Raw genomic sequence first — 22200 nt, forward strand, 5'->3', positions numbered from 1 at the left:
GGGCTGCTCTGGCGCCGCGGGCGCCGACGGCCCGACCCGTGCCGCCCCTGGCGGGCTGGGCGCTGTTCTTCCTACGATCCGGTGTGCCATCTCGGCGAGCGGGCGTATTCATCTGTCCTTTGTCAATCCTCGGTGCCGAGATCCAAATCGGCCTCGGCGGGTTTCCTCAGCCTGGTGTAACGGGGATCCGTTTCCAGGCTCTCGTTGATCTCATCGATCAGGTCGACGCCCGGGAGCAAGGGCGCCAGCGGTGGCAGATCGGACAGTGAGGCAAGCCCGATCCGTTCCAGGAACAGTTCGGTCGTGCAGTACTGCGTGCCGTTCGTCTCCGGGTCGACCCCGGCCTCGGCGATCAGCCCGCGAGCGAGCAGCGTGCGCATCACACCGTCGACGTTCACGCCGCGGACCGCGCTCACCCTGGTCCTGGTCACCGGTTGGCGGTAGGCCACCACCGCCAGTGTCTCCAACGCCGCCCTCGTCAATTTGGTCCGGGCGCCGTCGAGCAGTACGCGCTCCACATACGGTGCGTACTCGCTGCGAGTATAGAAGCGCCACCCGTCGCCGACGAAACGCAGATCGATGCCGCTGCCGCGCGCGGTCAATTCGGCCGACATCGCGCGCAGCGCCGCCTCCACCCGTTCCGTGGTGTCGTCCAGGGCCGCGGCCAGCTGTTCTACCGGGGCGGGAGCGTCGACGACGAGCAGCATCGCCTCCAGCGCGGAGCGGAATTCGGCGTCGTCGAGCGGCTCGGGGGTGAAACCCGCCACTGCCTCGCGACGGCTCGGCGCCGTGGTGTTCTCCGCCACGTTCGCCGCGGGTTCCTCGGTCGCGGTGTCGCTGGTCCCGTCGGTCACCCGTAGTCCTCCTCGATCGTCACGGTCGGCACAGGCGTTCCGTCCTCTGGCTCACCGATCCAGCTGATCGCGAGCGGGCCGAGCGGATCGGGCTGGTCGAACTCGATGGTCTTGCCCCGGTACAGCTCGAGCAGCGCGAGGAAGCGCGCCACGATCTGCACCGGCATCTCACAGTCGGCGACCAGCTCGGCGAACGTCGTCCACCCGCCCGCACCGCGCGCCTTCAGCCGTTCCAGCACCAGCGCCGCCTGCTCGGCGACCGAGATGGCGTGCGCGTGCAGGTGGTCCAGCCCGACCTTGGGCGTCGGTCGCGGACGGAACGCCGCGGCGGCGATATCGGCGAATCCGGCCGCGTCGACTCCCAGCGTAACCTCGGGCAGCAGGCCGGCGAACCGCTCCTCGAGGCCGACCGAACGCGGATAGCGACGCAGCGCGACCGCCTCCAGTTCCCCGAGCAGCTCGGCGACCTGCTTGAACGCGCGGTACTGGAGCAGGCGGGCGAACAACAGGTCGCGCGCCTCGAGCAGCTCGAGATCCTCCGAGTCGGTGACCTCGCCCGACGGCAGCAACCGCGCGGCCTTCAGATCGAGCAGGGTCGCGGCGACGACCAGGAATTCGGTGGTCTGATCCAGGATCTTGTCCGCGCGCAGCCCGCTCTGTTCGCTCATGCTCGCGGTCATCGCCTTGGTATAGGCGATGAACTCGTCGGTCACCTGATGCAGCGCCACCTCGGTGACATCGAGCTTGCGCGAGCTGATCAGGGTGAGCAGCAGGTCGAACGGACCCTCGAAATTGCTGAGCTTGAGCCGGAATCCGCCTTGCTCGTTCGGCTCGGTACCGCCCGGCGCCACACCATCGCCCGGCGTCACGGAGTTACCCGGCGGCGATACAACGTGCGGGCCGGTCTGCTCCTCGGTTGTCTTCTCTCGCGCTGGGTTCGGCCCCTCGATCACCGGCCGGACCGGTGGATTACTTCCCGTGCCATCGACCGATAGGCTTCGGCGCCACCGGATTTCGGCGCCCACGTGGTGATGGGTTCACCGGCGACGCTGGCGTCGGGGAAACGAACGGTGCGCGCGATGGCGGTGTCGTAGACCAGGTCGCCGAACACCTCGACGACGCGCGCCATCACCTGGCGCGAATGTAGTAGGCGGGCATCGAACATGGTGACCACGATGCCGTACAGGCTCAGTCGTGGGTTCAGCCGGTCGCGCACCTTCTCCACGGTGTCGTTGAGCAGCGCCAACCCGCGCAGCGAAAAGTATTCGCACTCCATCGGAATGATGACGCCGTCGGAGCAGGCCAGCGCGTTCACCGTGAGCAGGCCCAGCGAGGGCTGGCAGTCGATGAGGATGTAGTCGTAGCGGTCGCGCACGGGTTCCAGTGCGCGGCCGAGGGTCTGCTCCCTGCCGACCTCGTTGACCAGCTGGATCTCCGCGGCCGAGAGGTCGATGTTGCTCGGCAGCAGGTCCATGTTCTCGACCTTGGTCCGCATCAGCACGTCATCGATGGAGGTGCGGTTGCCGACCAGCAGGTTGTGCACCGTGAGGTCGAGATCGTGGTGGGCGACACCGAGTCCGGCCGACAGCGCGCCCTGCGGATCCAGGTCGACCAGCAGCACGCGGCGGCCGTATTCGGCCAGTGCCGCGCCGAGATTGATGGTCGAGGTCGTCTTGCCGACCCCGCCCTTCTGGTTGCACATGGCCACGATGAGCGCCTCGCCGTGCCGTGCCACCGGCGGCGGGTCGGGCACCAGGCGTAGCGGGCGTCCCGTCGGTCCCAGTTCCGCACTCTCGGGAACGGGCTCGGCCCCGTCGCCCCACAGCGTTTCCGCCGCGCCATCCGAGTAACCATCCGACCGGGGGCCCGTAAGCGGCTGCGCCCCAGCACCCATCGGCGGCTCCGCCGCTCCGGCTGTCGTCACGATCCGCTGCTCCTTAGACGTTCCTGCCCGTTGCCTCGCCGAGCGTAGCGAGGCCGATCGGGCCCGACCTCGCTTTCGTACGGTCCAGCTCTCCGGTAGACGCTACCGCTTGACCGCGTGAGACCCGCGCTCGGACACGCGACACCCGCATTGCTGTCGCGATGCTTTCCCACCCCCGACTCGCCGCAGGTGTCACGAACGAGCTGCCGGAAGCACTTCGATGTCGGACGATACCCGCTGTCCGGGTCGGCGACGAGCAATCAATGCCGACGCGCGTGCCTCAGCGGGCGCGCGGGTGCGCCGTCGCCCACACTTCGCGCAGGGTGTTCACGGTGACCAGCGTGTAGATCTGGGTGGTCGTCACCGAGGCGTGGCCGAGCAGTTCCTGCACGACACGCACGTCGGCCCCGCCGTCGAGCAGATGCGTGGCGAAGGAGTGCCGCAGCGTGTGCGGTGAGACGGCGGCGCCGATGCCGGCGCGTTCCGCCGCGTCCTGCAAGACCTGCCAAGCACTCTGGCGCGAGAGCCGCCCGCCGCGCGCGTTGAGGAACAGCGCGCCCGCCGCGTTCTTGCCCGCGGCGGCCAGCGCCGGTCGCCCGCGCACCAGATAGGCGTCCACTGCGGCGAGCGCGGGGCGGCCGATCGGCACCATGCGCTGTTTGCCGCCCTTGCCGCGCAGAACGACCGCGCGGTCGTCGCCATCGAGATCGTCGACATCGAGCCCGACCATCTCGGAGATGCGCGCGCCGGTGGAGTAGAGCAGTTCCAGCAGGGCGCGGTCGCGCAGTCCGCGCGGGCCGCCGTCGACCACGTCCTGCTCCGCGCCCGTGCCGCCGCCCGCAGCTTCCAGCAGGCGCAGCACTTTGTCATACGGCAGCGCCTTGGGCAGCCGCCTGCCCGGAGCGGGCGGCTTCACGGCATGCGCGACATCGGTTCTGGTGAGTCCCTCGGCCGCCGCGAAGCGGTGCAGTCCGCGCACCGCGATCAGCGCGCGCGCCACCGAACTCGCGGCCAGCGGCGGATGCTGCTCACCGCCGGCCCGCAGCGCGACGGTGAAATCCGCGACATCGGATTCGGCGACCCGGTCCAATTCGGTGACGCCGCGGCCGATCAGGTAATCGCGGTAGCGATCCAGATCCCGGCGATAGGCGCCGAGGGTGTTGCGCGCGGCTCCACGCTCGACCGCGAGATGGTCGAGGTAGGAGTCGATTTCGCGGGCAAGCACCCCCGCATCCTGTCAGGTTTCCTGCGCCGTCGCCGCTTGACGCCGCAGCAGTGCGGTGGGTTGCCCCGGCCACGGCGCATCGGCGGGTCGTAGCGGCGTGTCACCGGACCGTGCCGCGACGACGGCCAGCACGCCCGCAACCGCGGTGGCATTGGTGATCTCACCGGCCAGCGCGGCGCGCACCGCCTCGGCCACCGGCAGGCGAATCAGCTCCAGGTCGGCCTCTTCGAATTCCGGATCCGGACGCTCGGTCTCGTACAGCCCGCCGGCCAGGTAGACCCGCAGCGCCTCGTCGGTGAAACCCGGTGAGAGCGCCACGTCGACGAGCACCGCCCATTCCCGCGCGGCCAGCCCGGTCTCCTCGGCCAGCTCCCGCTTGGCCGCAGCGAGCGGGTCCTCGCCGGGAATGTCGAGCAGACCCGCCGGCAGCTCGAGCAGACGGGCGCCGAGCGGGTGCCGGTACTGCCGGATCAGCACGATGTTGTCGTCGTTATCGATCGCGGCCACCGCGACGGCGGCGTGGTGCTCGACGACTTCGCGTTCGACCACCTTGCCGCCCGGCATCGCGACCTGATCCTGGCGCAGCGCCAGGATCGCGCCGGTGTACAGCGTCTTGCTCGCGACGGTCTCGAATTCGTGACGGCCCGGCGCGTCTCCCCCTGCGTTGCTCATTACGACCCCTGGTCCGCGCTCGCCAGTTCCTCGCCCGGGATGTCCACCGGAAGACGTTCGGCCAGTTTGTATTTCAGCGCCGCAGCGATGAGCGCCGCGAACAGCGGATGCGGGCGGGTCGGGCGGCTCTTGAGCTCGGGGTGCGCCTGGGTCGCCACGAAGAACGGGTGCACGTCGGCGGGCAGCTCGACGAACTCGACCAGGTGCCCGTCGGGCGAGACGCCGCTGAACCGCAGACCGCTGGAGGCGACCTTGTCGCGGTAGGCGTTGTTCACCTCGTAGCGGTGCCGGTGCCGCTCGGACACCTGCTCGGCGCCGTAGGCCTGCGCGACGACGGAGCCCTTTTGCAGCGTGGCCGGGTACGCGCCGAGGCGCATGGTGCCGCCGAGATCGGCCTCGCCCGCCACGGCCTGCTCCTGGTCGGCCATGGTGGAGATGACCGGATGCGGGGTGTCGGGTTCGAATTCGGCGGAGTTGGCCTCGGTGAGGCCGACCGAGCGGGCCGCCTCGATCACCACGCACTGCAGTCCGAGGCACAGGCCGAGCAGCGGGATCTTCCTGGCCTTCGCGAAGCGGATGGCGCCGACCTTGCCCTCGATGCCACGAATGCCGAAGCCGCCGGGGATCAGCACCGCGTCCACGTCGCGCAGCGCGGCGGCCGCGCCGGACTCGGTCTCGCACTCGTCGGAAGGCACCCAGCGGATCTTCACCTTGGCGCGCGAGGCGAACCCGCCCGCGCGCAGCGCCTCGGTGACCGACAGGTACGCGTCGGGCAGGTCGACGTACTTGCCGACCAGCGCGACCTCGACCTCCTCGCGCGGCGAATGCACGCGGTCGAGCAGATCGCCCCACACGGTCCAGTCCACGTCGCGGAACGGCAGGCCGAGCCTGCGCACCACGTAGGCGTCGAGGCCCTCGCGGTGCAGCACCTTCGGGATGTCGTAGATGGAGGGCGCGTCGGGGGTGGAGATGCAGGCGTCGACCTCGACGTCGCACATGAGCGCGATCTTGCTCTTGAGCGCCTGCGGCACCTCGCGGTCGCAGCGCAGGATCAGCGCGTCGGGCTGGATACCGATGTTGCGTAGCGCGGCCACCGAGTGCTGGGTCGGCTTGGTCTTCAGCTCGCCCGAGGGCGCCAGGTACGGCACCAGCGAGACGTGCAGGAAGAAGACGTTGTCGCGGCCGACGTCGTGGCGGATCTGCCGGGCGGCCTCCAGGAACGGCTGCGACTCGATGTCGCCGACGGTGCCACCGATCTCGGTGATCACCACGTCCGGGGTCTGGCCCTGCAGATCGGGGCCGCTCATCGCGAGGATGCGGCTCTTGATCTCGTCGGTGATGTGCGGGATCACCTGGACCGTGTCGCCGAGGTACTCGCCGCGGCGCTCCTTGGCGATGACCGACGAATAGATTTGCCCAGTGGTCACATTCGCGTCGCGGGACAGGTCCCGGTCGAGGAACCGCTCGTAGTGGCCGACGTCGAGATCGGTCTCGGCGCCGTCTTCCGTCACGAACACCTCTCCGTGCTGGAACGGATTCATGGTGCCCGGATCGACGTTCAGATAAGGGTCGAGTTTCTGCATGGTGACGCGCAGACCGCGCGCCGTCAGCAGCTGACCGAGGCTGGAAGCGGTAAGGCCTTTACCCAATGAGGAGGCAACACCACCGCTGACGAAGATGTGTTTGATAGCGGTTCGCGCCTGAATCCGTGTTTGACCCACGGGTCTTCACGGTAACACGTCGGCACCCGGTAAAACGAACGCCACGCATGTTTGCTGATCGATCGCCGGGGGCCGGTCAGAGCGCCGGTCCCCGGACTGTGAGCGGGATCGCTCGACGGCCGGCGCAGGTGCCCGCGGATCGCCGCGCCGAGCGGGCGGGCCGCCGCGCTCAGCCCGGCAGCGCGGCCAGGGTGAGCGAGGTCGCCTTCGCGCCGGTGCCGTATCGGCCTGCGCCGCCGTTGAGCTGTTCGGTGAGGCCGAGCACGGCGGTGACCCTGCCGATCTCCCGGTCCAGGTTGTCGACGGTGGTCAGCGTGGTGGCCATGGCCGCGTCCGAGCGGACGGACGCGATCGGTCCCGCGCCCTCGGCGGCGCCCGAACGGCCCGCGAGCACGACGCCCGCGCCGCGCCCGCGCAGCCCGCCGGCGAATCGGGCCAGGTTCGAACCCTGGCTGTGTTCAGCGGCTTTCGCACCCTCACCGGTCACCACCACCGCGAGCTGGGCGGGTTGCACCGGGGTGTCGCCGTACGCCAGGAAGCCGCCGCCGCGCAGCGTCTCCAGCACCAAGCCGAGCTCCTGCGGGGTGCTGCGCGGTTGCGCGGTGGCCGGGTCGAGCAGCAGCACCGTGCCGAGCAGGTCGCCCGCCATGCTGCCCTGGTCGACGCCGCCGGTGCGCAGTTGCGCGCCCGCCGGGATGACATTGGTGATCGCGGTGCGCAGCCGGTCGCCTTCGGTCGCGTCGGTGAAGGCGTCGGTGAGCGCGATCCGGCCGACCACCGGCGCGCCCGCCGTCGCCAGGCCCTTCGACACCGCTTCCACGTCGCCGGCGTCCGCGTCCGGCGTGGTGAAGACCACCACCGGGCGACCGTCGAGTGCGCCGCCGAGGATGCGGTTGGCCGAGCCCGCGATGAACCGGTCGGCGGCGTCGAACTCTCCCGTGGAGCGGCGGTGCTGTTCGCCGAGGGTATCGACCTGCGCACGCAGGTCGTTCTTGTCCGCGCGCAGAGCCGAGAGCAGGTCGGCGGCGAGCGTCTGCGAGCCGAGCACCACCCCGAGCGCGAGCGCGAGGAAGATGGCCACCAGGGAAACGGCGTGCTGGCGTAGGGAGATCATGATCGCCCCGGGTTATTTCCCGCGAGCTTCGACCAGGTCCTTGGACCAGTCCGCGAAGCGGTTCCAGGTGTCCGCGGCCCAGTCGAGCATCTCGGTGCCGGAGTGGGAGGCCAGCAGCACCACGATGACCGCGATGAGCGCGGCCAGCACCACCAGCGCGATCGCCACGCCCGACACCCGGTTGCGGTACAGGGTGGCGACCGCCTTGGCGTCCATCAGCTTGGTGCCCAGCTTGAGCCTGGTGAGGAAGGTGGCCGGGTTGCTGTCGCGGCGGCCGCGGTCGAAGAAGTCGTCCAGCGAACCCGCGGCGCCCGCGGTCACGATGAGCGCGGCGCCGTGGTGGTGAGCCAGCAGCAGCGCGAGATCGGACGGCGAGCCGGAGGACGGGAACGTGGTCGCGCCGATACCCAGGTCCTGAATCCGTTCCAGGCCCTTGGCGTGGCCGTCGGTGTCGGCGGGCAGGATGACCTCGGCGCCGCACTTCATGGTCGCGGAGGTGATCTCCTCCGGATCGCCGACGATGAGATCTGGCCGGTAGCCCTGTTTCCGCAGGGTGTCCGCGCCGCGGCCGACGCCGATCATGATCGGCGCGTACTCCTTGATGAACGGCTTGAGCCGCTTGAGATCGTCGGCGTGATCGGGACCGTCGGCCACCACGACCACGTGCCTGCGCTTCATGTCGAGTTCCAGCTCGGGGACGCCGATGCCGTCGATGAGCAGCGCGCTCTCGGTGCGGACGAACTCGATGGTGTTGCCCGCGAACGCCTCCAAGTGGTCGGCCAGGCCGTTGCGAGCCTCGATCATCCGCTCCGCGACGGCGGCCTCGGTGAGCTCGATGCCCTCGACCAGGACCTCGGGCTCCTTCTTGGTCAGCTTGTCCGCGTAAACGACGCCGTCCGCGATCCGGACCTTGGTGCCGTCCTTGATCTTGGTGAAGGCGTCGGAACTGACGGTGTCCAACAGCAGAATGCCGTTGGACACCAACACTTCCGGACCGAGATTCGGATAGCGCCCCGAGATCGAGGGCGAGGTGTTGATCACCGCGACCACACCCGCCTCGACCAGCCGGTCGGCGGTGATCCGGTCCAGGTCCATCTCGTCGAGCACGACGACATCACCGGAACCGACCCGCCGCAGCAGGCGCCGGGTGTTGCGATCCACCCGGGCCATCCCGGTGAGACCAGGCAGCGTTTCGGTGTTCTTCGACAACAACGCCAGCATCCTCATGGCCCGATGATGGGCGCAAACTCTCGACCAATGGTGGAGGCGCGCCGACCCATCAGTCACATTCGTCACAGTGATATAAGCCAGTCCCATTCTCGAACCGACCGGACTGTTGTCTTCGCGCTGACCTCCGCGGTCAGCGTCCCGGACAGTGCCGCCGCTCGAGACCTGATTTTCGGGGTGAGTGCCGAGAAGAAGTCCTCGCGCTGGCAGATCTCGCCGGACTGCGTGCCACTGTTCGCGCCCTCGGGCGCACCCTTCCCAGGGAGAAATAGGCGGTAACGGCGGGCGCCGCCGCACCGGATACATCAGTGTGCGGAGAACAGCGCTGCTCGTCGTATCTGTCATCGGCGTCCTGTTGACCGCCGGATGCGAGGCCGCGACGAACGCCGGCCCTCCCGGCGAGCGCGTGGCCGCGAACATCGTCGAGTTCGATCCGAACGGCCTGTACGGCTCGCCCTTCGCGGCGATCATCGACAGCCCGGAGGCGGCGCGCGCTTTCGCCGATTGGTTCACCGCGCGCGTGCACGCGAATCCTCCTGAGGTCGTGCGTGATCCAGGTCGCCTCACCGGCTTCGAGCGCAGCGCCTATCTCGCCGTCGTCACCCTCACCGGTTGCCGCGCGCCCGTTTCCACCGAATTGCACCGCGTAGGCAACGACTTTCGCCCGGCCATGCTCGGAGGCACCGACCACCCCGAGTGTTACCGCCCCTACACCCCCTACGCCGTGTACGAAATCCCGCGCGAGATGAGCGCCGAAATCGCCACCGTCAATGGCGAATCCCTCACCCGGCTCCCCTGACCTCGGAAACCTCCGAGTGCACCGAAGACGTCGGTCACGCGGTTGCGCTTGGCGCCGATCGAAACCATTCGTCGGCGACATATCTCGTGGTATCGGATGTCGGCGGTGTGGTCGGTGCAGGCATCGCGCCCGACGCGGCAACCCGGTGGTCCCTCGGTCGGTGCTGTGGAGGCCGCACTGTTCGACCACGCAGTAGCCGTCCGGTTTCCCTTTCGACCCGACCGCCTCGAACCGAGCCTGTCGAATTCCTTGGCGGTCAGAGGCTTTCGTGCTGAGCGTCGGTGACATGAGGATGAGCTTCCGTGACATTGGCCGCGGGCTCGCGCGCTCGTAGCGTCACTGATATGACACTGCATCTCGGCGCCATCCTGCCCACCTCCTCCCCCGATCCGGCACGCCCCATCCTCGGCGACATCCGCGCGGCCGCCCGCCTCGCCGAAGAGGCGGGGCTCGAATCGGTATGGTCCACCGACCATTTGGTGGCCAGCTCACCGATCCTGGACAGCACGGTGACGCTCGCCACCGCCGCCGCGGTGACCGATCGCCTCCGCATCGGCTACGGCGTGCTGTTGCTGGCTCTGCGCCCGGCTGCCTGGGCCGCCAAGCAGATCGGCGCCTTGCAGTACGTGTCGGGGAACCGTCTGCTGCTCGGCGTCGGCACCGGCAATCCGGCCCACGGCGATGTCGGCTGGCGAGCGGCGGGAGCCTCCTTCGCCGAACGCGGCGCGCGCACCGACGAGGCGCTGCGGGTACTCCCCGACCTCGTCGCGGGCAAATCGGTGACGCTCGGGGACGGCGCGGAAGTCACCCTCGCACCCGGCGCGGCGGTGCCGCCGATCCTGGTGGCGGGCGACGGTCCGAGGGCCAAGCGCCGCGCCGCCGAATTCGCCGACGGCTGGATCACGATCGCAGCGAGGCCCGCCGACGTGGCCGCATCGGCACGCGAATTGTCCACGCTCGCCGAGACATTCGGCCGCAACGCACCGGCGATCACCGTTGTCGCCCCGCCGCTGGCCGCCGCGCCGCGCCAGGCGGCCGACCAGCTGGCCGAATACGCCGCGTCCGGCGCCGAACGGGCGATCCTCGCGCCATCGCCCGCGGGCTGGGAGGCGAGCTACCAGTTCGCCGCCGAACTTCAGCGGGCGCTGTGAACACCCGAACCTCGGAAATCCGCCCCCGGCACCGGCTACCGTGGTCGTTGGCCTGCGGCGTCCTCCGGGCGCGCCGCCCTCCGCGACGCACACGGTGGTGACCACATGACCGGCACGGTTCGTCCCGATCTCGCCGAGTTCGTCCGCGGCCTGCCCAAGGCCGAGCTGCACCTGCACCTCGAAGGCACCCTGGAACCGGAGCTGAAGTTCCGGCTGGCCGAACGCAACGGCATCCGGCTGCCCGAGCGCACTGTCGACGAGGTCCGCCAGACCTACCGCTTCCACGATCTGACCTCGTTCCTCCAGGTCTACTACCCCGCCATGGAAGTGCTCCAGCAGCCGCGCGACTTTCACGATCTGGCATTCGAATACCTGACCAGGGCGCATGCCGACGGCATCAGGCACGTCGAGATGTTCTTCGATCCGCAGGCGCACACCGGACGCGGCGTCCCGTTCCAGTCGGTCATCAACGGATATCGCACCGCGATCGTGCGGGCCCGGCGCGAACTCGGCATCTCCGCCGAGCTGATCATGTGCTTCCTGCGCGACCACTCGGCGGAGTACGCGATGGCGACGCTGATGGAGGCGCTGCCCTACCGCGACTGGATCATCGGCGTCGGACTCGACTCCGACGAACGCGGCAACCCGCCCCGCAAGTTCGCCGCGGTGTTCGCACGGGCGCGCCGGGAAGGCTTCCTGCTCACCATGCACTGCGACATCGACCAGACCGATTCCAAGGAACACATCCGCCAAGCGCTCGAGGAGATCGGCGTCGACCGGCTCGATCACGGCACCAATATCGTGGAGGACGAGCGGCTGGTGGAGTTGGTGCGCGCCAAGGGCATCGGGCTCACCTGCTGTCCGGTCTCGAATTCCTTCGTCACCGCCCAGATGAAGTCGGACGAGATCGTCGGACTGCTCGATCGCGACCTGCTCGTCACGCTCAACAGCGACGATCCCGCCTACTTCGGCGCCTACGCCGCGGACAACTACCTGGCGCTGCGCGAACAGGCGGGCCTCGAGGTCGACCAGCTGGTGCGCCTGGCCCGCAATTCCTTCCGCGCGTCCTGGCTGACCCCGGCGCGCCTGGACGGCTACCTGCGCGAGATCGACGCCTACGTCGCCGGCGGCTGAGCCGCCGAGCGTGTCATCGCCGCAGGTACCGCGCCTGGGCTACATTCGATGGGTGGCCACCGAATCCCGTTCTTTTCTGGCGCGGGTCTCACCCACGCAGTGGGTCGCGCTACTCCTGACCGTGCTCGCCGTGCTGTTCGTCTTCGACAATCGCGGCAAGGTGACGATCGAATTCCTGCTGATCAGCGTGCAGTCACCGATGTGGCTGATCTTGCTCGTCATGTTCATCCTCGGCTGGATCACCGGGGTGCTGATGATGCGCAAGCGCCGCCACTGACCGGCGATCACGCACTGGGTTCGAGCACGATCTTCACGGCGCCGTCGGATTTCTGCTGGAACATCGCGTAGGCCTCCGGCGCGGCGGAAAGCGGAAGACGATGGGTGGCGAACGATTCCACGCCCAGCGGATCGTCGTCCACGAGCAATGGCATGATGTCGCCCGCCCAGCGGGTGACGTTGGCCTGGCCCATGCGCAGCTGGATCTGCTTGTCGAACAGCACCCGCATCGGTATCGGATCGACCATCCCGCCGTATACGCCGACCAGCGAGATCGTCCCGCCACGGCGCACGATATCGATCGCGGAATGCAGCGCCGCCAGACGATCGATACCCGCGGTGTCCATCAGCTTCTGCGCGACGGCGTCCGGCAGATAGGCCGCGGAGCGCTGCGCGACCATCGCGAACGGCGAGCCGTGCGCCTCCATGCCGACGGCGTCGATCACCGCGTCGGTGCCGCGGCCGTCGGTCATCTCCCTGATCACGTCGCCGAGGCGTTGGTCGAGCGCCTCGAAGTCGAGCACCTCGATGCCGCGGGCCGCGACCCGGGAGAGTCGCTCGGGCACGCGATCGACCCCGATCACGCGATAACCGTGATGCGCGGCGACCCGGCAGGCCATATCGCCGATCGGGCCGAGGCCGAGCACGGTGACCGAACCGCCGTCGGGCACCGCCGCGTATTCGACCGCCTGCCAGGCCGTGGGCAGCACATCCGAAAGGTAGAGGAATCGGTCGTCGTCAGGACCTTCCGGCACCTTGATGTGGGTGTGGTCCGCGTACGGGACACGCAGGTATTCGGCCTGTCCGCCCGGAACGCGGCCGTAGAGCTTGGAGTATCCGAACAGCGCCGCGCCGCTGCCGTAGTCGCGGACCTGGGTGGTCTCGCACTGTGTCGGCAGTCCGCCCGCGCACATCACGCAGCGACCGCAGCTGATCTGGAAGGGCACCACCACCCGGTCGCCCTTCGACAGACCGGTCACCTCCGAGCCGACCTCTTCGACGATGCCCATCGGCTCGTGACCGAGCACATCGCCCTCGCTCATGTACGCACCGAGCACCTCGTACAGGTGCAGATCGGAACCGCAGATACCCGAGGACGTGATCCGCACGATCGCGTCCGTTGGCGCCTCGATGCGCGGATCCGGCACGGAATCCACCGACACCTTGCGCCTGCCCTGCCACGTCACAGCCTTCATACGGGGTCTCCTCGCCGAGTCGGAACTATCGGCCGTCTACCCGGACGGCCGATCACGAAACAGACAGGGGCCGAGGGCTTTCGGCCGTTGGGCGCGCGCTGTCGCAGGCGGCCCGGAGGCCGGACGCCTCGGCGCGGCCGCACGACGACCGCGCCGTCCGCCGGACGATTCGCTCAATCGTCGTCGTCGAGCGAGGTCACGCCCGTGACCACGGTGATCGCGAACGTTTGGTTGTTCAGGCATCCCGCGGTCACCGTGCTGCCCGAGGCGAAGCCACCGCGGCTTTCCCCGGCGCGCGCCATGTCGAAGCGGCTACCCGCCTGCTCCGCCGAGCCGACCAGCACACAGGTCCACTGCTCCCCTGTCGGGTTGCTGCCGACCGCGATGCTGCCTTCCTCGGCGGTGTCGGCGGTGAGCGTCGGCGCCGCCGCGGCGAGCCCGCCGCCGACCACGACCGCCGACGCGGCGGCCGCGCTGATGAACGCCAAACGAACACTCGTTCGGAACATCGTCGTCCTCCTGTCTCGACTGTCGGTGTTCCCGCAGTTGCCCGCCAGCGCGGTCCGAAACCGGATCCGGCGAATCCGCCACGCCCTGTGACCGCGCCGACACAGCGTGCCGCGACGTGACGTGGTACCTATACACTGCCGTCACAGACAGCTCGAAGAGGAGACATGCATGGCCACCAGCACCGTCGACGTCGTCATCGCCGCCCCGCGCGATGCCGTCTACAAGTTCTTCACCGAGCGGGACGGCATCAACGGCCACCTGCCGGGCGTGCAGTTCACCCTGAAAAAGCCGGGTTCCCCGGCTCCATCGGGTGTCGGCGCGCAGTACGTGGTCGGCCGCGGCAGCATCGGCTTCGTCGAGGAGACCACCAAGCTGGTGCCAGGCGAGCGGATGGAATACAAGATCGTCAAGGGCGTCCCCGTGAAGCGGCACGTCGGCATCGTGACCTTCCGCGACGCCGAGGGCGGCACGCTGGTCTCCTACACGATGGAGTCGGAGCCGAGCCTGCCGGTGCCCGCCAAGGCGGTCGAAGCCGGCCTGCGGGTACTGATCAACCAGTTCATCAAGGGTGCGCAGAAGGCGTTCCGCTGATCGACTGAAAAAGGCCCTCGCCCCGAAGTGTTTCGGGGCGAGGGCCTTTCGCGTTGTGAAGAGTCAAGCGGTCGCGCGTTCGGCGCGGGCGGTCTCGAGCAGTTCCTCCGCGTGCGCGCGTCCCGTCTCGGTGTCGTCCAGACCGGCGAGCATACGAGCCAGCTCGATGACGCGCTCGTCCTTGGTGAGCGCTCGGACGCCGCTGTTCACCTTGCCCTTGCCGTCGTCGGACTTGTCCACCACCAAGTGCGTGTCGGCGAACGCCGCTACCTGGGGCAGGTGGGTCACCACGATGACCTGATGGGTGCGCGCCAACCGAGCCAGCCTGCGGCCGATCTCCACCGCGGCACGGCCGCCCACACCGGCGTCGACCTCGTCGAACACCATCGTCGCGCCGTGATCGGAACTGGCGAGCACCACCTCGAGCGCGAGCATCACGCGGGAGAGCTCACCGCCGGAGGCGCTCTTGCTCAACGGCAGTGACTGCGCACCCGAATGCGCGGAGAGCCGGAACTCGACCTCGTCCACGCCGGACGCGCCCGCGTGCAGGTCGACGCCGTCGACGGTCAGCGGCGCGGAATCCTGCGCCCCCGCCGGCACGGGACGCAGCTCGACCTCCAGCCGGGCCTTCCCCATCGCCAGACCGCCGAGCTCCGCGCTGACCGCCGCGGCCAGCTTGCCCGCCGCCTTGCCGCGCGCCGCGGTGAGCTTGCGGGCCGCCGTGCGTACCCGCTCGGCGGCGATGTCCACCTCCGCGGCCAGCTTGGTGAGCGCCTCCTCGGAGACGTCAAGCGAATCCAGTCTGGTGCGCGCCTCGTCGGCCCAGGCGATCACGCCGTCGATGTCGGGTGCGTACTTGCGGGTCAAGCTCTTGAGCTCGGCCTGCCTGGTCAGCAGCGAATCCAGCGCACCGGGATCGGACGGCAGATCGGAAAGATAGCCGCTCAGTTCGGTGGTCAGATCGACCACCACCGCGATGGCCTCGCCGAGCCGGGGCGCGAGCGCCGACAGAGCCGGATCGTCGGCGGATTCCAGCCGCGAGCGCGCCGCGCCGAGCAATTCCAGTGCGCCGGAACCGTCCTCGGGCGCGTCGGCCGGTCCGGCCAGCGCGTCGTGCGCGGTCGCGGCGGCCTCGCGCAGCGAGTCCAGGTCGCTGAGCCTGCGCACCTCGTCGACGATCCGCGCGTCCTCCCCGGGTTCCGGTGCGATGGCGTCGATCTCGGTGAGCGAGTACTTCAGCCGGTCGGCCTCCAGCGCCAATTCCCTGCTGCGGGCGGTGCGTTCGAGCAACTCGGTGCGGGCGTCGAGCCAGGAACGGCGATGCACCTGGTACTTGCGCAGCAGCGGGCCGACCGTCTCGGCGGCGAACTGGTCCAGCGCGTTCAACTGCTGTTCCGGGCGCTGCAAACGCAGCTGGTCGTTCTGGCCGTGCACGGTCAGCAGCGGCGCGGTGAAATCAGCGAGCACCGAGGCGGGCACGCCGCGGCCGCCGAGATGCGCGCGGGAACGTCCATCGCTGCCCACCGTGCGGATCGCGATGACGCTACCGTCGTCGTCGGCCTCGGCCGCCGCCGATTCGAGCACCTGACCGACCTCGGTGCGGGCGGCCTCGTTCACGTCGTCGACGGTGAAGCGGCCCTCCACCACCGCGCGCGCCGCGCCCAGCCGCACCCGACCCGCGTCGGCGCGCGCGCCGCTCAGCAGATGCAGGCTGGTCACCACCATGGTCTTGCCCGCGCCGGTCTCACCGGTCAGGACGGTGAGACCCTCGTGGAACTGCGCGGTGGCCGCGGAAATGACGCCGAGGCTGTCAATCCTGATCTCTGTCAGCACGTGTGCTCTCCGTTCGCCGTCGGCCTCGCCAGCCGGTCACAGGCAACTGGAACTTGCGCACCATCCGGTCCGCGAACGGCGCGGAGTCCAACCGCACCCAGCGCACCGGATCGGCGCCGCGGACCGCCTCCACCCGACTGCCCTTGGGCAACGCCATGGTGCGCCTGCCGTCCAGGAAAACTATCGCATCGTGACCGGTTGCCACGGATTCCACCGCGATCCTGGACTCCGGGCTGGTCACCAGCGGACGCGCGAACAGAGCGTGCGCGTTGCTCGGGATCACCAGCAGCGCCTCCAGTTCCGGCCACACCACCGGCCCGCCCGCCGAGAAGGCGTAGGCCGTGGAGCCGGTCGGGGTGGCGATCAGGATGCCGTCGCAACCGAACGACGAGACGGGACGTCCGTCGACCTCGAGCACGACTTCCAACACGCCCATGCGCGAGGCGTTCTCGATGCTGGCCTCGTTCAACGCCCAGCCGGTGTCCACCACCTCGTCGTCCACGCGGACCGACAGATCGATCGTCATCCGGTGCTCGATGCGATAGTCGCCGCGCACCACTTGGCCCAGCGCCTCGTCCAGGTGTTCGGCCTCGGCCTCGGTGAGAAAACCGATGCGGCCCAGGTTGATTCCCAGCACCGGCACCGACGCGGGACGCGCCAGTTCGGCCGCGCGCAGGAACGTGCCGTCGCCGCCGAGCACGAGCACCATCTCGCACCCGACCGCGGCCTCCGGCCCGTGCTCGACCACCTGCACCGGATAGCCGCCCGGCGCCGCGATGGCCACCGTGTCCGCGCCTGCCTCCACATCGAACCGGGTGCAGTCGGCCTCGTCGTCGAGAACCCGCAGTCCGATTCCCGCCTCGGTGAAGATCTTCGCCACCCGATGGGCGGTCTCGATGATCTCCGCCCGGCCCGGATGCGAGACGAGCAGGATCTCCCGGCCGCCGGATTCCGGCGTCACCGCGTTCACTGTGGACCCTCCTCAACCGCACGCTCGACGAGCGAGGCGACTTCTTGCGCGTCGTATTCGAACTGCCCGTCCTTGCGCAGCCATAGAAAGTATTCGACATTGCCGGAAGGACCGGGCAGCGGGCTGGCCACCGCGCCGACGGTGCGCAGACCGTGCTCAGCGGCCACCGCGGCAACGGTGCGCACCGCCTCCGCCCGCAGCGCGGGATCGCGCACCACACCGCCGGAACCGACCCGCTCCTTGCCCACCTCGAACTGCGGTTTCACCATGGGCAGCAGGTCGGCGCCGTCCGTGGCGCAGGCGGCCAGTGCGGGCAGCACCAGTCCGAGGGAGATGAACGACAGATCGCCCACCACGAGTTCGACCGTGCCCTCGATGAGTTCGGGCGTCAGGTTGCGGACGTTGGTGCGGTCGTGAACGCGCACGCGATCGTCGTTCTGCAACCGCCAGATCAACTGGCCGTACCCGACATCGACCGCGACCACTTCGCGCGCGCCGCGACTGAGCAGCACATCGGTGAACCCGCCGGTCGACGCGCCCGCGTCCAAGCAGCGCTTGCCGGCGACACGCACACCCTCGGGCTCGAATCGCTCCAGCGCGCCGAGGAGTTTGCGCGCACCGCGCGAGGCCCACTGCACCTCGTCGGGTTCCTCCCGCACCAGCAGCGGGGTGCCCGCTTCCACCGCGGTCGCCGGTTTCGTGGCGACCGATCCAGCAATCAGGACCCGACCCGCGCCGATCAGCTCGACCGCGTGCTCCCGCGATCGCGCCAACCCGCGGCGAACGAGTTCGGCGTCCACTCGCGCGCGCCTGGCCACCTCAGATCTTGTCCACCGTAGCCAGGGCCTGGACCAGCACGTCGTGTGCCTGCTCCAGGATGCGCGCGCGCCGGGTGATGTCGGCGCCGGATTCCGCGCTGTCCGCGGCCGCACCGAAGGCGGCGCCGCGGGCAACGAGCTCGGCCAGCAGGCTGTCGATCTCGGTGCGAATCCGGTCCGGATCGGCGGGCTCCGGACGGCCCTGCGCGCCCGGCAGATGCCTGCCGGGCAGCGGGATGCCGGGGCGTGGCGCGTTCGATCCGGGACCGGGCACACCGGGTCCCTGCGGACGGGGCGTCGGAGTAGTCATCGTGCTGCCAACGCTATCGGATTTCCGAATCGGACGCGCGCACCGTTATCGCTCGACCGGGGTTCCGCCGCAGCCGCTCGGACAGGTCGTCGGTCGACTCGTCCTCGACCGGGGGGTGGTTCAGCGCGTCCAGGGAATCCGCCACATAGGTGGGGGTGCGCGTATCGGGCGCGGTACGCAGTTCGTCGAGGGTGCTCACGCCGGTCAGCACCAGCAGCGAGTCGAGGCCGACGAGCTGGGCGCCCTCGATATCGGTGTCCAAGCGGTCGCCGACCACCAGCGCGCTGCGGGTCTGCGCGCGGACCAGCGCATCCTCCAGCAGCGGCGCGTACGGCTTGCCCGCGACGATCGGCTCCCGGTCCGACGCGGCGCGCAATGCGGCGACCATCGCGCCGTTGCCCGGCGCGAGACCGCGCTCGTTCGGCAGCGTCTTGTCCGTGTTGGCGGCCACCCAGAGCGCGTCGGCGCGCAGCGCGTACGCCGCCTCGGCCAGATCCGGCCAGGACGTCTGCGGCGAATGTCCTTGCACCACGGCGGCGGGCACGGTCCCGTCGAACCGGCGGACGGCGCGAAGGCCGACCGCGTCGACTTCCGCTACGAGATCATCGGTTCCGACGACGAGCACCTCGGCGCCGGGCCGCAGGCGTTCGGCCAGCAGTCGCGCGGCCGCTTGGGCGCTGGTCACCACGTCGTCGGTGGTCGCGGGGAAGCCCAGCTCCACCAGATGCTCCGCGACCACATCCGGCCCGCGGCTCGCGTTGTTGGTGACGTACACGAGCCGCTGCTCCGACTCGCCCGCGCCCGCCAACGCTTCCGGCGCACCCTCGATCACCGCGGGACCGCGGTACAGCGTGCCGTCCAGGTCCAGCAGCAGGGCTTCATAGCGATCTCGTAGCCGCTTCACACCACTCTCACTTCGTGTCACCACTCGGCGCGTGCCGAATTCCGTGCGCGCGCAAGGCCGGTCGGCCCCGGCACTGCCACCGTGGCCGAGTCGCCACGCGCAGCCGCCGATCCGAGCCGCCTCGACAACACGCCGAGATCTCGACCCTACGTCAGTCGGCCGATAGATACGGCATCGCGTTGCCGGCCCCACAACTCCATCCGGCCGCCGGACAGCTCGATCGAGAACAGGTTCCGCGGAACGAAACCCGTTCCGCGACGGTGCTTCACATCCGGACAGCCAGCACGCGGAGCCCCGCTGCGGCTGGCGGACCGCACGTGGACCTGTCGCAGGGGCAGATGTCGTCTGGTTGCCGCGTGAAAGGACACTGTCAAGCCAGCTCGACGGCGTGGTCCAGCGCAACGCGCCGAGTCCTCATCGGATCTTCACTGACCATCGGTCGCCTCGACTGAACCTCGACGGAGGCACCGCTTGGCGGTCGCGGTAACCGCCAGGCGCTCTTGGTCCAGACCAGTAGGGGCCGTGCGGCGATCACCGGTTCAGGAGCGGCCAACGACAGACAGCACGTGTGGGCGGAAGCCGGTACCAGACCGGCTCACCGCCGGTGGTCGCCGTGCGGCGATCACCGGTTGAGGTAGCGACCAACGACAGACAGCACGTGTGGGCGGAAGCCGGAACCAGAACGGCTCACCGCCTGTGGTCGCCTTGCGGCAGTTACCGGTCGACGGCTGGTCAGGAACCCGCAGCCGGAGCGTAGATCGCATTAGCCGCTCGCGACACTGCCGGTCAATCGCCTGACAGCGGTCGCTGAGCGAGTCTCACCTCCCAGCGGGCGACTCACGACAAAAACTCCGCGTAATCGGCTGCGGAAATCGCCCGCCGCACGGCTTCTGCCAGGCGATTGCTCAGCACTGCCGATCAGTGATCACCGGTCGCTGTGCACCGCGGCGGGTCGATGACCCGTCGCACGGCTTCTGCCAGGCGGTTGCTCGGCGCCGCCGAGCGATCATCGGTTGCCGAGCGCTCGGCAGTCGGCGGGGAACTACAGGTCGGCGTCGCCGGTGAGTTCTTCCGCGCGTTCTTCGGCGTCGGTTTCGCCGTCGAGGTCGGCAGAGGCCGCGTTGAGGAACCAGGTGAGGCCCTCGTCGGTGCGGCCGGCGGCGACCAGGGCGTCGGCGTAGGCGTAGAAGAGGCGGGCCGCGGCGGAACCGGTGCGCTGCGGATCGAGGTCGGAGGCCTGCAGGGTCACCACGGCCTGGTCGTACTGACCGAGGTCCATTCGGGCGCCGGCCACGACGATGCGGAGCTCGGTGGCCTCGTCGCCGCTGAGCGCGCGGGCCTCCTCGCTGCGGCCGAGTTCGATGGCGCGCTCGGGGCGACCGAGACCACGTTCGCAGTCGGCCATCACGGCGAGCAGACCGGAACCGCCGGACATGCGCCGGGCGGTCCGCAGCTCGGACAGCGCCTCCGCCCACTCTCCCGCGTGGTACGCGACGACGCCCGCGGTCTCGCGCACAACGGCGATACGGCCTGCGCGCTGTCTGGCCGCTCGCGCGTGCGCGAGGGCGAGGCGCGGATCGTCATCGACGAGACGCACGGCCATCACCAGGTGGCGCGCCACTGTCTCGGCGTTGCCCTTGTCCAGGCTCAGCAGATCGCGGCGAATCGCGGTGTCCAAATCGGACGCCTGGACGTCGTCCGGCAGATCCGGTTCCTCGGGCCGCGCGGGACGTCGATCCAGGGAACGACCACCGGTGCGTGCGCCCTCGCCACCGCGACGGCGATCCTGCGACCCGCGGTCGTAATCGCCCGACTCGCCACGGCGCTTGCAGCCACCGCGATCGCCGCTGTCACTACGCTCGGAGCCGCGGTCTTCCGCGTCGCGCCGTCCGCCGGAACCTTCGCCACGCCGACCGAAGTCGGGGCGATCACCGGAACCACGACGCTGGAAACCGCCGCGCTCCCCGGACTCGCGGCGCTCGAAGCCGCCACGCTCCTCCGAGTCACCACGACTCGAGAAACCGCGCCGCTCACCGAAATCGCCGCCGCGATCGCCGCGTGGCTTGAAGCCTCTGTCCTCGGAGTCGCGTCGAGGCTTGAAGCCACCACGCTCGCCGGAATCCCCGCGACGCTCGTAGCCCCCACGATCTCCCGCATCGCCGCGACCGAATCCGCCACGGTCGCCGGCACCGCCCCGATGGAAACCACCGCGCTCGCCGGAACCGCCGCGGTTGAACCCGCCGCGCTCCCCGGAGCTGCCACGGTTGAAATCGCCACGCTCACCGGAACCGCCACGCCGGTCGAAGCCGCCACGTTCACCCGAGTCGCCACGACGCTGGAAGCCGCCACGTTCACCCGAGTCGCCACGACGCTGGAAGCCGCCACGTTCACCCGAGTCGCCACGACGCTGGAAGCCACCGCGCTCGCCGGAGTCGCCGCGACGCTCGTAACCACCGCGCTCGCCCGAATCGCCTCGACGCTGGAAACCACCGCGTTCCTCGGAGGAGCCGCGCGAACCGTAGCCGCCGCGCTCGCCGGAACCTTCACCGCGCTGGAAACCACCACGGCGTTCGCCACCGCGGTCGAAACCGCCGCGACCACCGAAATCCTCGCGGCGCTGAAAACCGCCGCGGCCGCCGGATTCACCGCGTTCGCCCGATCCGCTCCTGCGGTCGAAGCCGCCGCGCCCGGCGTTGCCCTCGCGGTCGCCGCGTGAAGAGCCACCCGTGCCGCGGGACGGCCGGTCAGAACCGGCGTCGCGCTGACCGGAGCCGGAAGCGCTACGTCGGAATGGCTTCCGACCGTCGTTGTGTTCGGACACGGTGATCCCTCTCTAGGTTCCGCTGAGGTCGTTCCAGGGGCCCCACAAATTGAATCACGTGCCGTCGGTGGGGCTCGGACGCGACGGCACCAGGGGTGCAAAAGCGCCCCAAACGACGATAGGGGACCCAGAATTGGGTCCCCTATCGTG

The 22200-nt window shown here is 69.5% G+C and carries 20 protein-coding genes and 1 pseudogene; 5 read left to right on the forward strand and 16 right to left on the reverse strand.

Features of this window, described 5'->3' with window-relative positions:
• Positions 1-122: 122 nt before the first annotated feature.
• The 8 genes from scpB to steA all read right to left on the reverse strand — a co-directional run bounded on the left by scpB (position 123) and on the right by steA (position 8737).
• Positions 123-806, reverse strand: coding sequence for an SMC-Scp complex subunit ScpB (scpB, locus tag NX1_RS33155; RefSeq protein ID WP_373864940.1), 684 nt, complete (start codon positions 804-806; stop codon positions 123-125).
• 44 nt (positions 807-850) lie between these two features.
• A complete protein-coding gene (locus tag NX1_RS33160; RefSeq protein WP_169812328.1) occupies positions 851-1723 on the reverse strand; it encodes a segregation and condensation protein A in 873 nt (290 codons plus the stop codon).
• A gap of 80 nt (positions 1724-1803) precedes the next feature.
• Positions 1804-2748 carry a ParA family protein gene (locus tag NX1_RS33165; RefSeq protein WP_068068533.1) on the reverse strand — a complete coding sequence of 315 codons (945 nt, stop codon included), beginning with the start codon at positions 2746-2748 and terminating at the stop codon, positions 1804-1806.
• 310 nt (positions 2749-3058) lie between these two features.
• The gene (xerD, locus tag NX1_RS33170) at positions 3059-4003 is read right to left on the reverse strand and encodes a site-specific tyrosine recombinase XerD (RefSeq protein ID WP_068068535.1); all 945 of its coding nucleotides are present in this window, start codon (positions 4001-4003) and stop codon (positions 3059-3061) included.
• A gap of 12 nt (positions 4004-4015) precedes the next feature.
• On the reverse strand, positions 4016-4675 hold the full coding sequence (locus NX1_RS33175; protein ID WP_068068536.1) for an NUDIX domain-containing protein: 660 nt from the start codon (positions 4673-4675) through the stop codon (positions 4016-4018).
• The gene (gene pyrG / locus NX1_RS33180; protein WP_068068539.1) at positions 4675-6396 is read right to left on the reverse strand and encodes a CTP synthase; all 1722 of its coding nucleotides are present in this window, start codon (positions 6394-6396) and stop codon (positions 4675-4677) included. The genes NX1_RS33175 and pyrG overlap by 1 nt, the downstream gene beginning before the upstream one ends.
• A 169-nt stretch (positions 6397-6565) precedes the next feature.
• Positions 6566-7510: a copper transporter gene (locus NX1_RS33185; RefSeq protein WP_068068542.1), complete on the reverse strand. Its 945-nt coding sequence runs from the start codon at positions 7508-7510 to the stop codon at positions 6566-6568.
• 12 nt (positions 7511-7522) lie between these two features.
• Positions 7523-8737 carry a putative cytokinetic ring protein SteA gene (gene steA / locus NX1_RS33190; RefSeq protein WP_068068545.1) on the reverse strand — a complete coding sequence of 405 codons (1215 nt, stop codon included), beginning with the start codon at positions 8735-8737 and terminating at the stop codon, positions 7523-7525.
• 310 nt (positions 8738-9047) lie between these two features.
• On the opposite strand from steA, the gene NX1_RS33195 reads away from it, so the two are divergent.
• The 4 genes from NX1_RS33195 (at position 9048) to NX1_RS33210 (ending at position 12098) form a co-directional block, all read left to right on the forward strand.
• On the forward strand, positions 9048-9536 hold the full coding sequence (locus NX1_RS33195) for a hypothetical protein (protein ID WP_157120339.1): 489 nt from the start codon (positions 9048-9050) through the stop codon (positions 9534-9536).
• A gap of 344 nt (positions 9537-9880) precedes the next feature.
• Positions 9881-10687, forward strand: coding sequence for an LLM class flavin-dependent oxidoreductase (locus NX1_RS33200; protein ID WP_068068551.1), 807 nt, complete (start codon positions 9881-9883; stop codon positions 10685-10687).
• 105 nt (positions 10688-10792) lie between these two features.
• Positions 10793-11821: an adenosine deaminase gene (add, locus tag NX1_RS33205; protein ID WP_068068554.1), complete on the forward strand. Its 1029-nt coding sequence runs from the start codon at positions 10793-10795 to the stop codon at positions 11819-11821.
• Between the two features lie 52 nt (positions 11822-11873).
• Positions 11874-12098: a LapA family protein gene (locus NX1_RS33210; RefSeq protein WP_068068557.1), complete on the forward strand. Its 225-nt coding sequence runs from the start codon at positions 11874-11876 to the stop codon at positions 12096-12098.
• Positions 12099-12105: 7 nt separating this feature from the next.
• On the opposite strand, the gene NX1_RS33215 is transcribed toward NX1_RS33210, so the two are convergent.
• Both NX1_RS33215 and NX1_RS33220 read right to left on the reverse strand, forming a co-directional pair.
• Positions 12106-13293 (reverse strand): zinc-dependent alcohol dehydrogenase, encoded by a 1188-nt coding sequence (locus NX1_RS33215; protein ID WP_068068560.1) that lies wholly within the window; start codon positions 13291-13293, stop codon positions 12106-12108.
• Positions 13294-13466: 173 nt separating this feature from the next.
• A complete protein-coding gene (locus NX1_RS33220) occupies positions 13467-13802 on the reverse strand; it encodes a hypothetical protein (protein WP_157120341.1) in 336 nt (111 codons plus the stop codon).
• A 169-nt stretch (positions 13803-13971) separates the two neighbouring features.
• On the opposite strand from NX1_RS33220, the gene NX1_RS33230 reads away from it, so the two are divergent.
• Entirely contained in the window at positions 13972-14394 is a 423-nt protein-coding gene (locus NX1_RS33230) for an SRPBCC family protein (RefSeq protein WP_068068570.1), read from the forward strand.
• Positions 14395-14457: 63 nt separating this feature from the next.
• Here NX1_RS33230 and recN read toward each other — a convergent pair whose 3' ends face one another.
• The 6 genes and pseudogenes from recN to NX1_RS35810 form a co-directional block, all read right to left on the reverse strand.
• On the reverse strand, positions 14458-16227 hold the full coding sequence (gene recN, locus NX1_RS33235; protein ID WP_068068575.1) for a DNA repair protein RecN: 1770 nt from the start codon (positions 16225-16227) through the stop codon (positions 14458-14460).
• On the reverse strand, positions 16205-17197 hold the full coding sequence (locus NX1_RS33240; RefSeq protein ID WP_068068578.1) for an NAD kinase: 993 nt from the start codon (positions 17195-17197) through the stop codon (positions 16205-16207). The genes recN and NX1_RS33240 overlap by 23 nt, the downstream gene beginning before the upstream one ends.
• On the reverse strand, positions 17194-18015 hold the full coding sequence (locus tag NX1_RS33245; RefSeq protein WP_068068581.1) for a TlyA family RNA methyltransferase: 822 nt from the start codon (positions 18013-18015) through the stop codon (positions 17194-17196). Before NX1_RS33245 ends, NX1_RS33240 begins: the two co-directional genes overlap by 4 nt.
• A 1-nt stretch (position 18016) precedes the next feature.
• The gene (locus tag NX1_RS33250) at positions 18017-18325 is read right to left on the reverse strand and encodes a hypothetical protein (protein WP_084501952.1); all 309 of its coding nucleotides are present in this window, start codon (positions 18323-18325) and stop codon (positions 18017-18019) included.
• 13 nt (positions 18326-18338) lie between these two features.
• Complete coding sequence (locus NX1_RS33255) at positions 18339-19229, reverse strand: HAD-IIA family hydrolase (protein ID WP_068068584.1); 891 nt, start codon at positions 19227-19229, stop codon at positions 18339-18341.
• Positions 19230-20271: 1042 nt separating this feature from the next.
• Positions 20272-21258, reverse strand: a pseudogene (locus NX1_RS35810) (tetratricopeptide repeat protein); the annotation flags it as partial.
• Positions 21259-22200: the final 942 nt, after the last annotated feature.

Origin of the sequence: Nocardia xishanensis NBRC 101358 (genome assembly GCF_001613365.1) — a bacterium.
GTDB classification, from domain to species: domain Bacteria; phylum Actinomycetota; class Actinomycetes; order Mycobacteriales; family Mycobacteriaceae; genus Nocardia; species Nocardia xishanensis.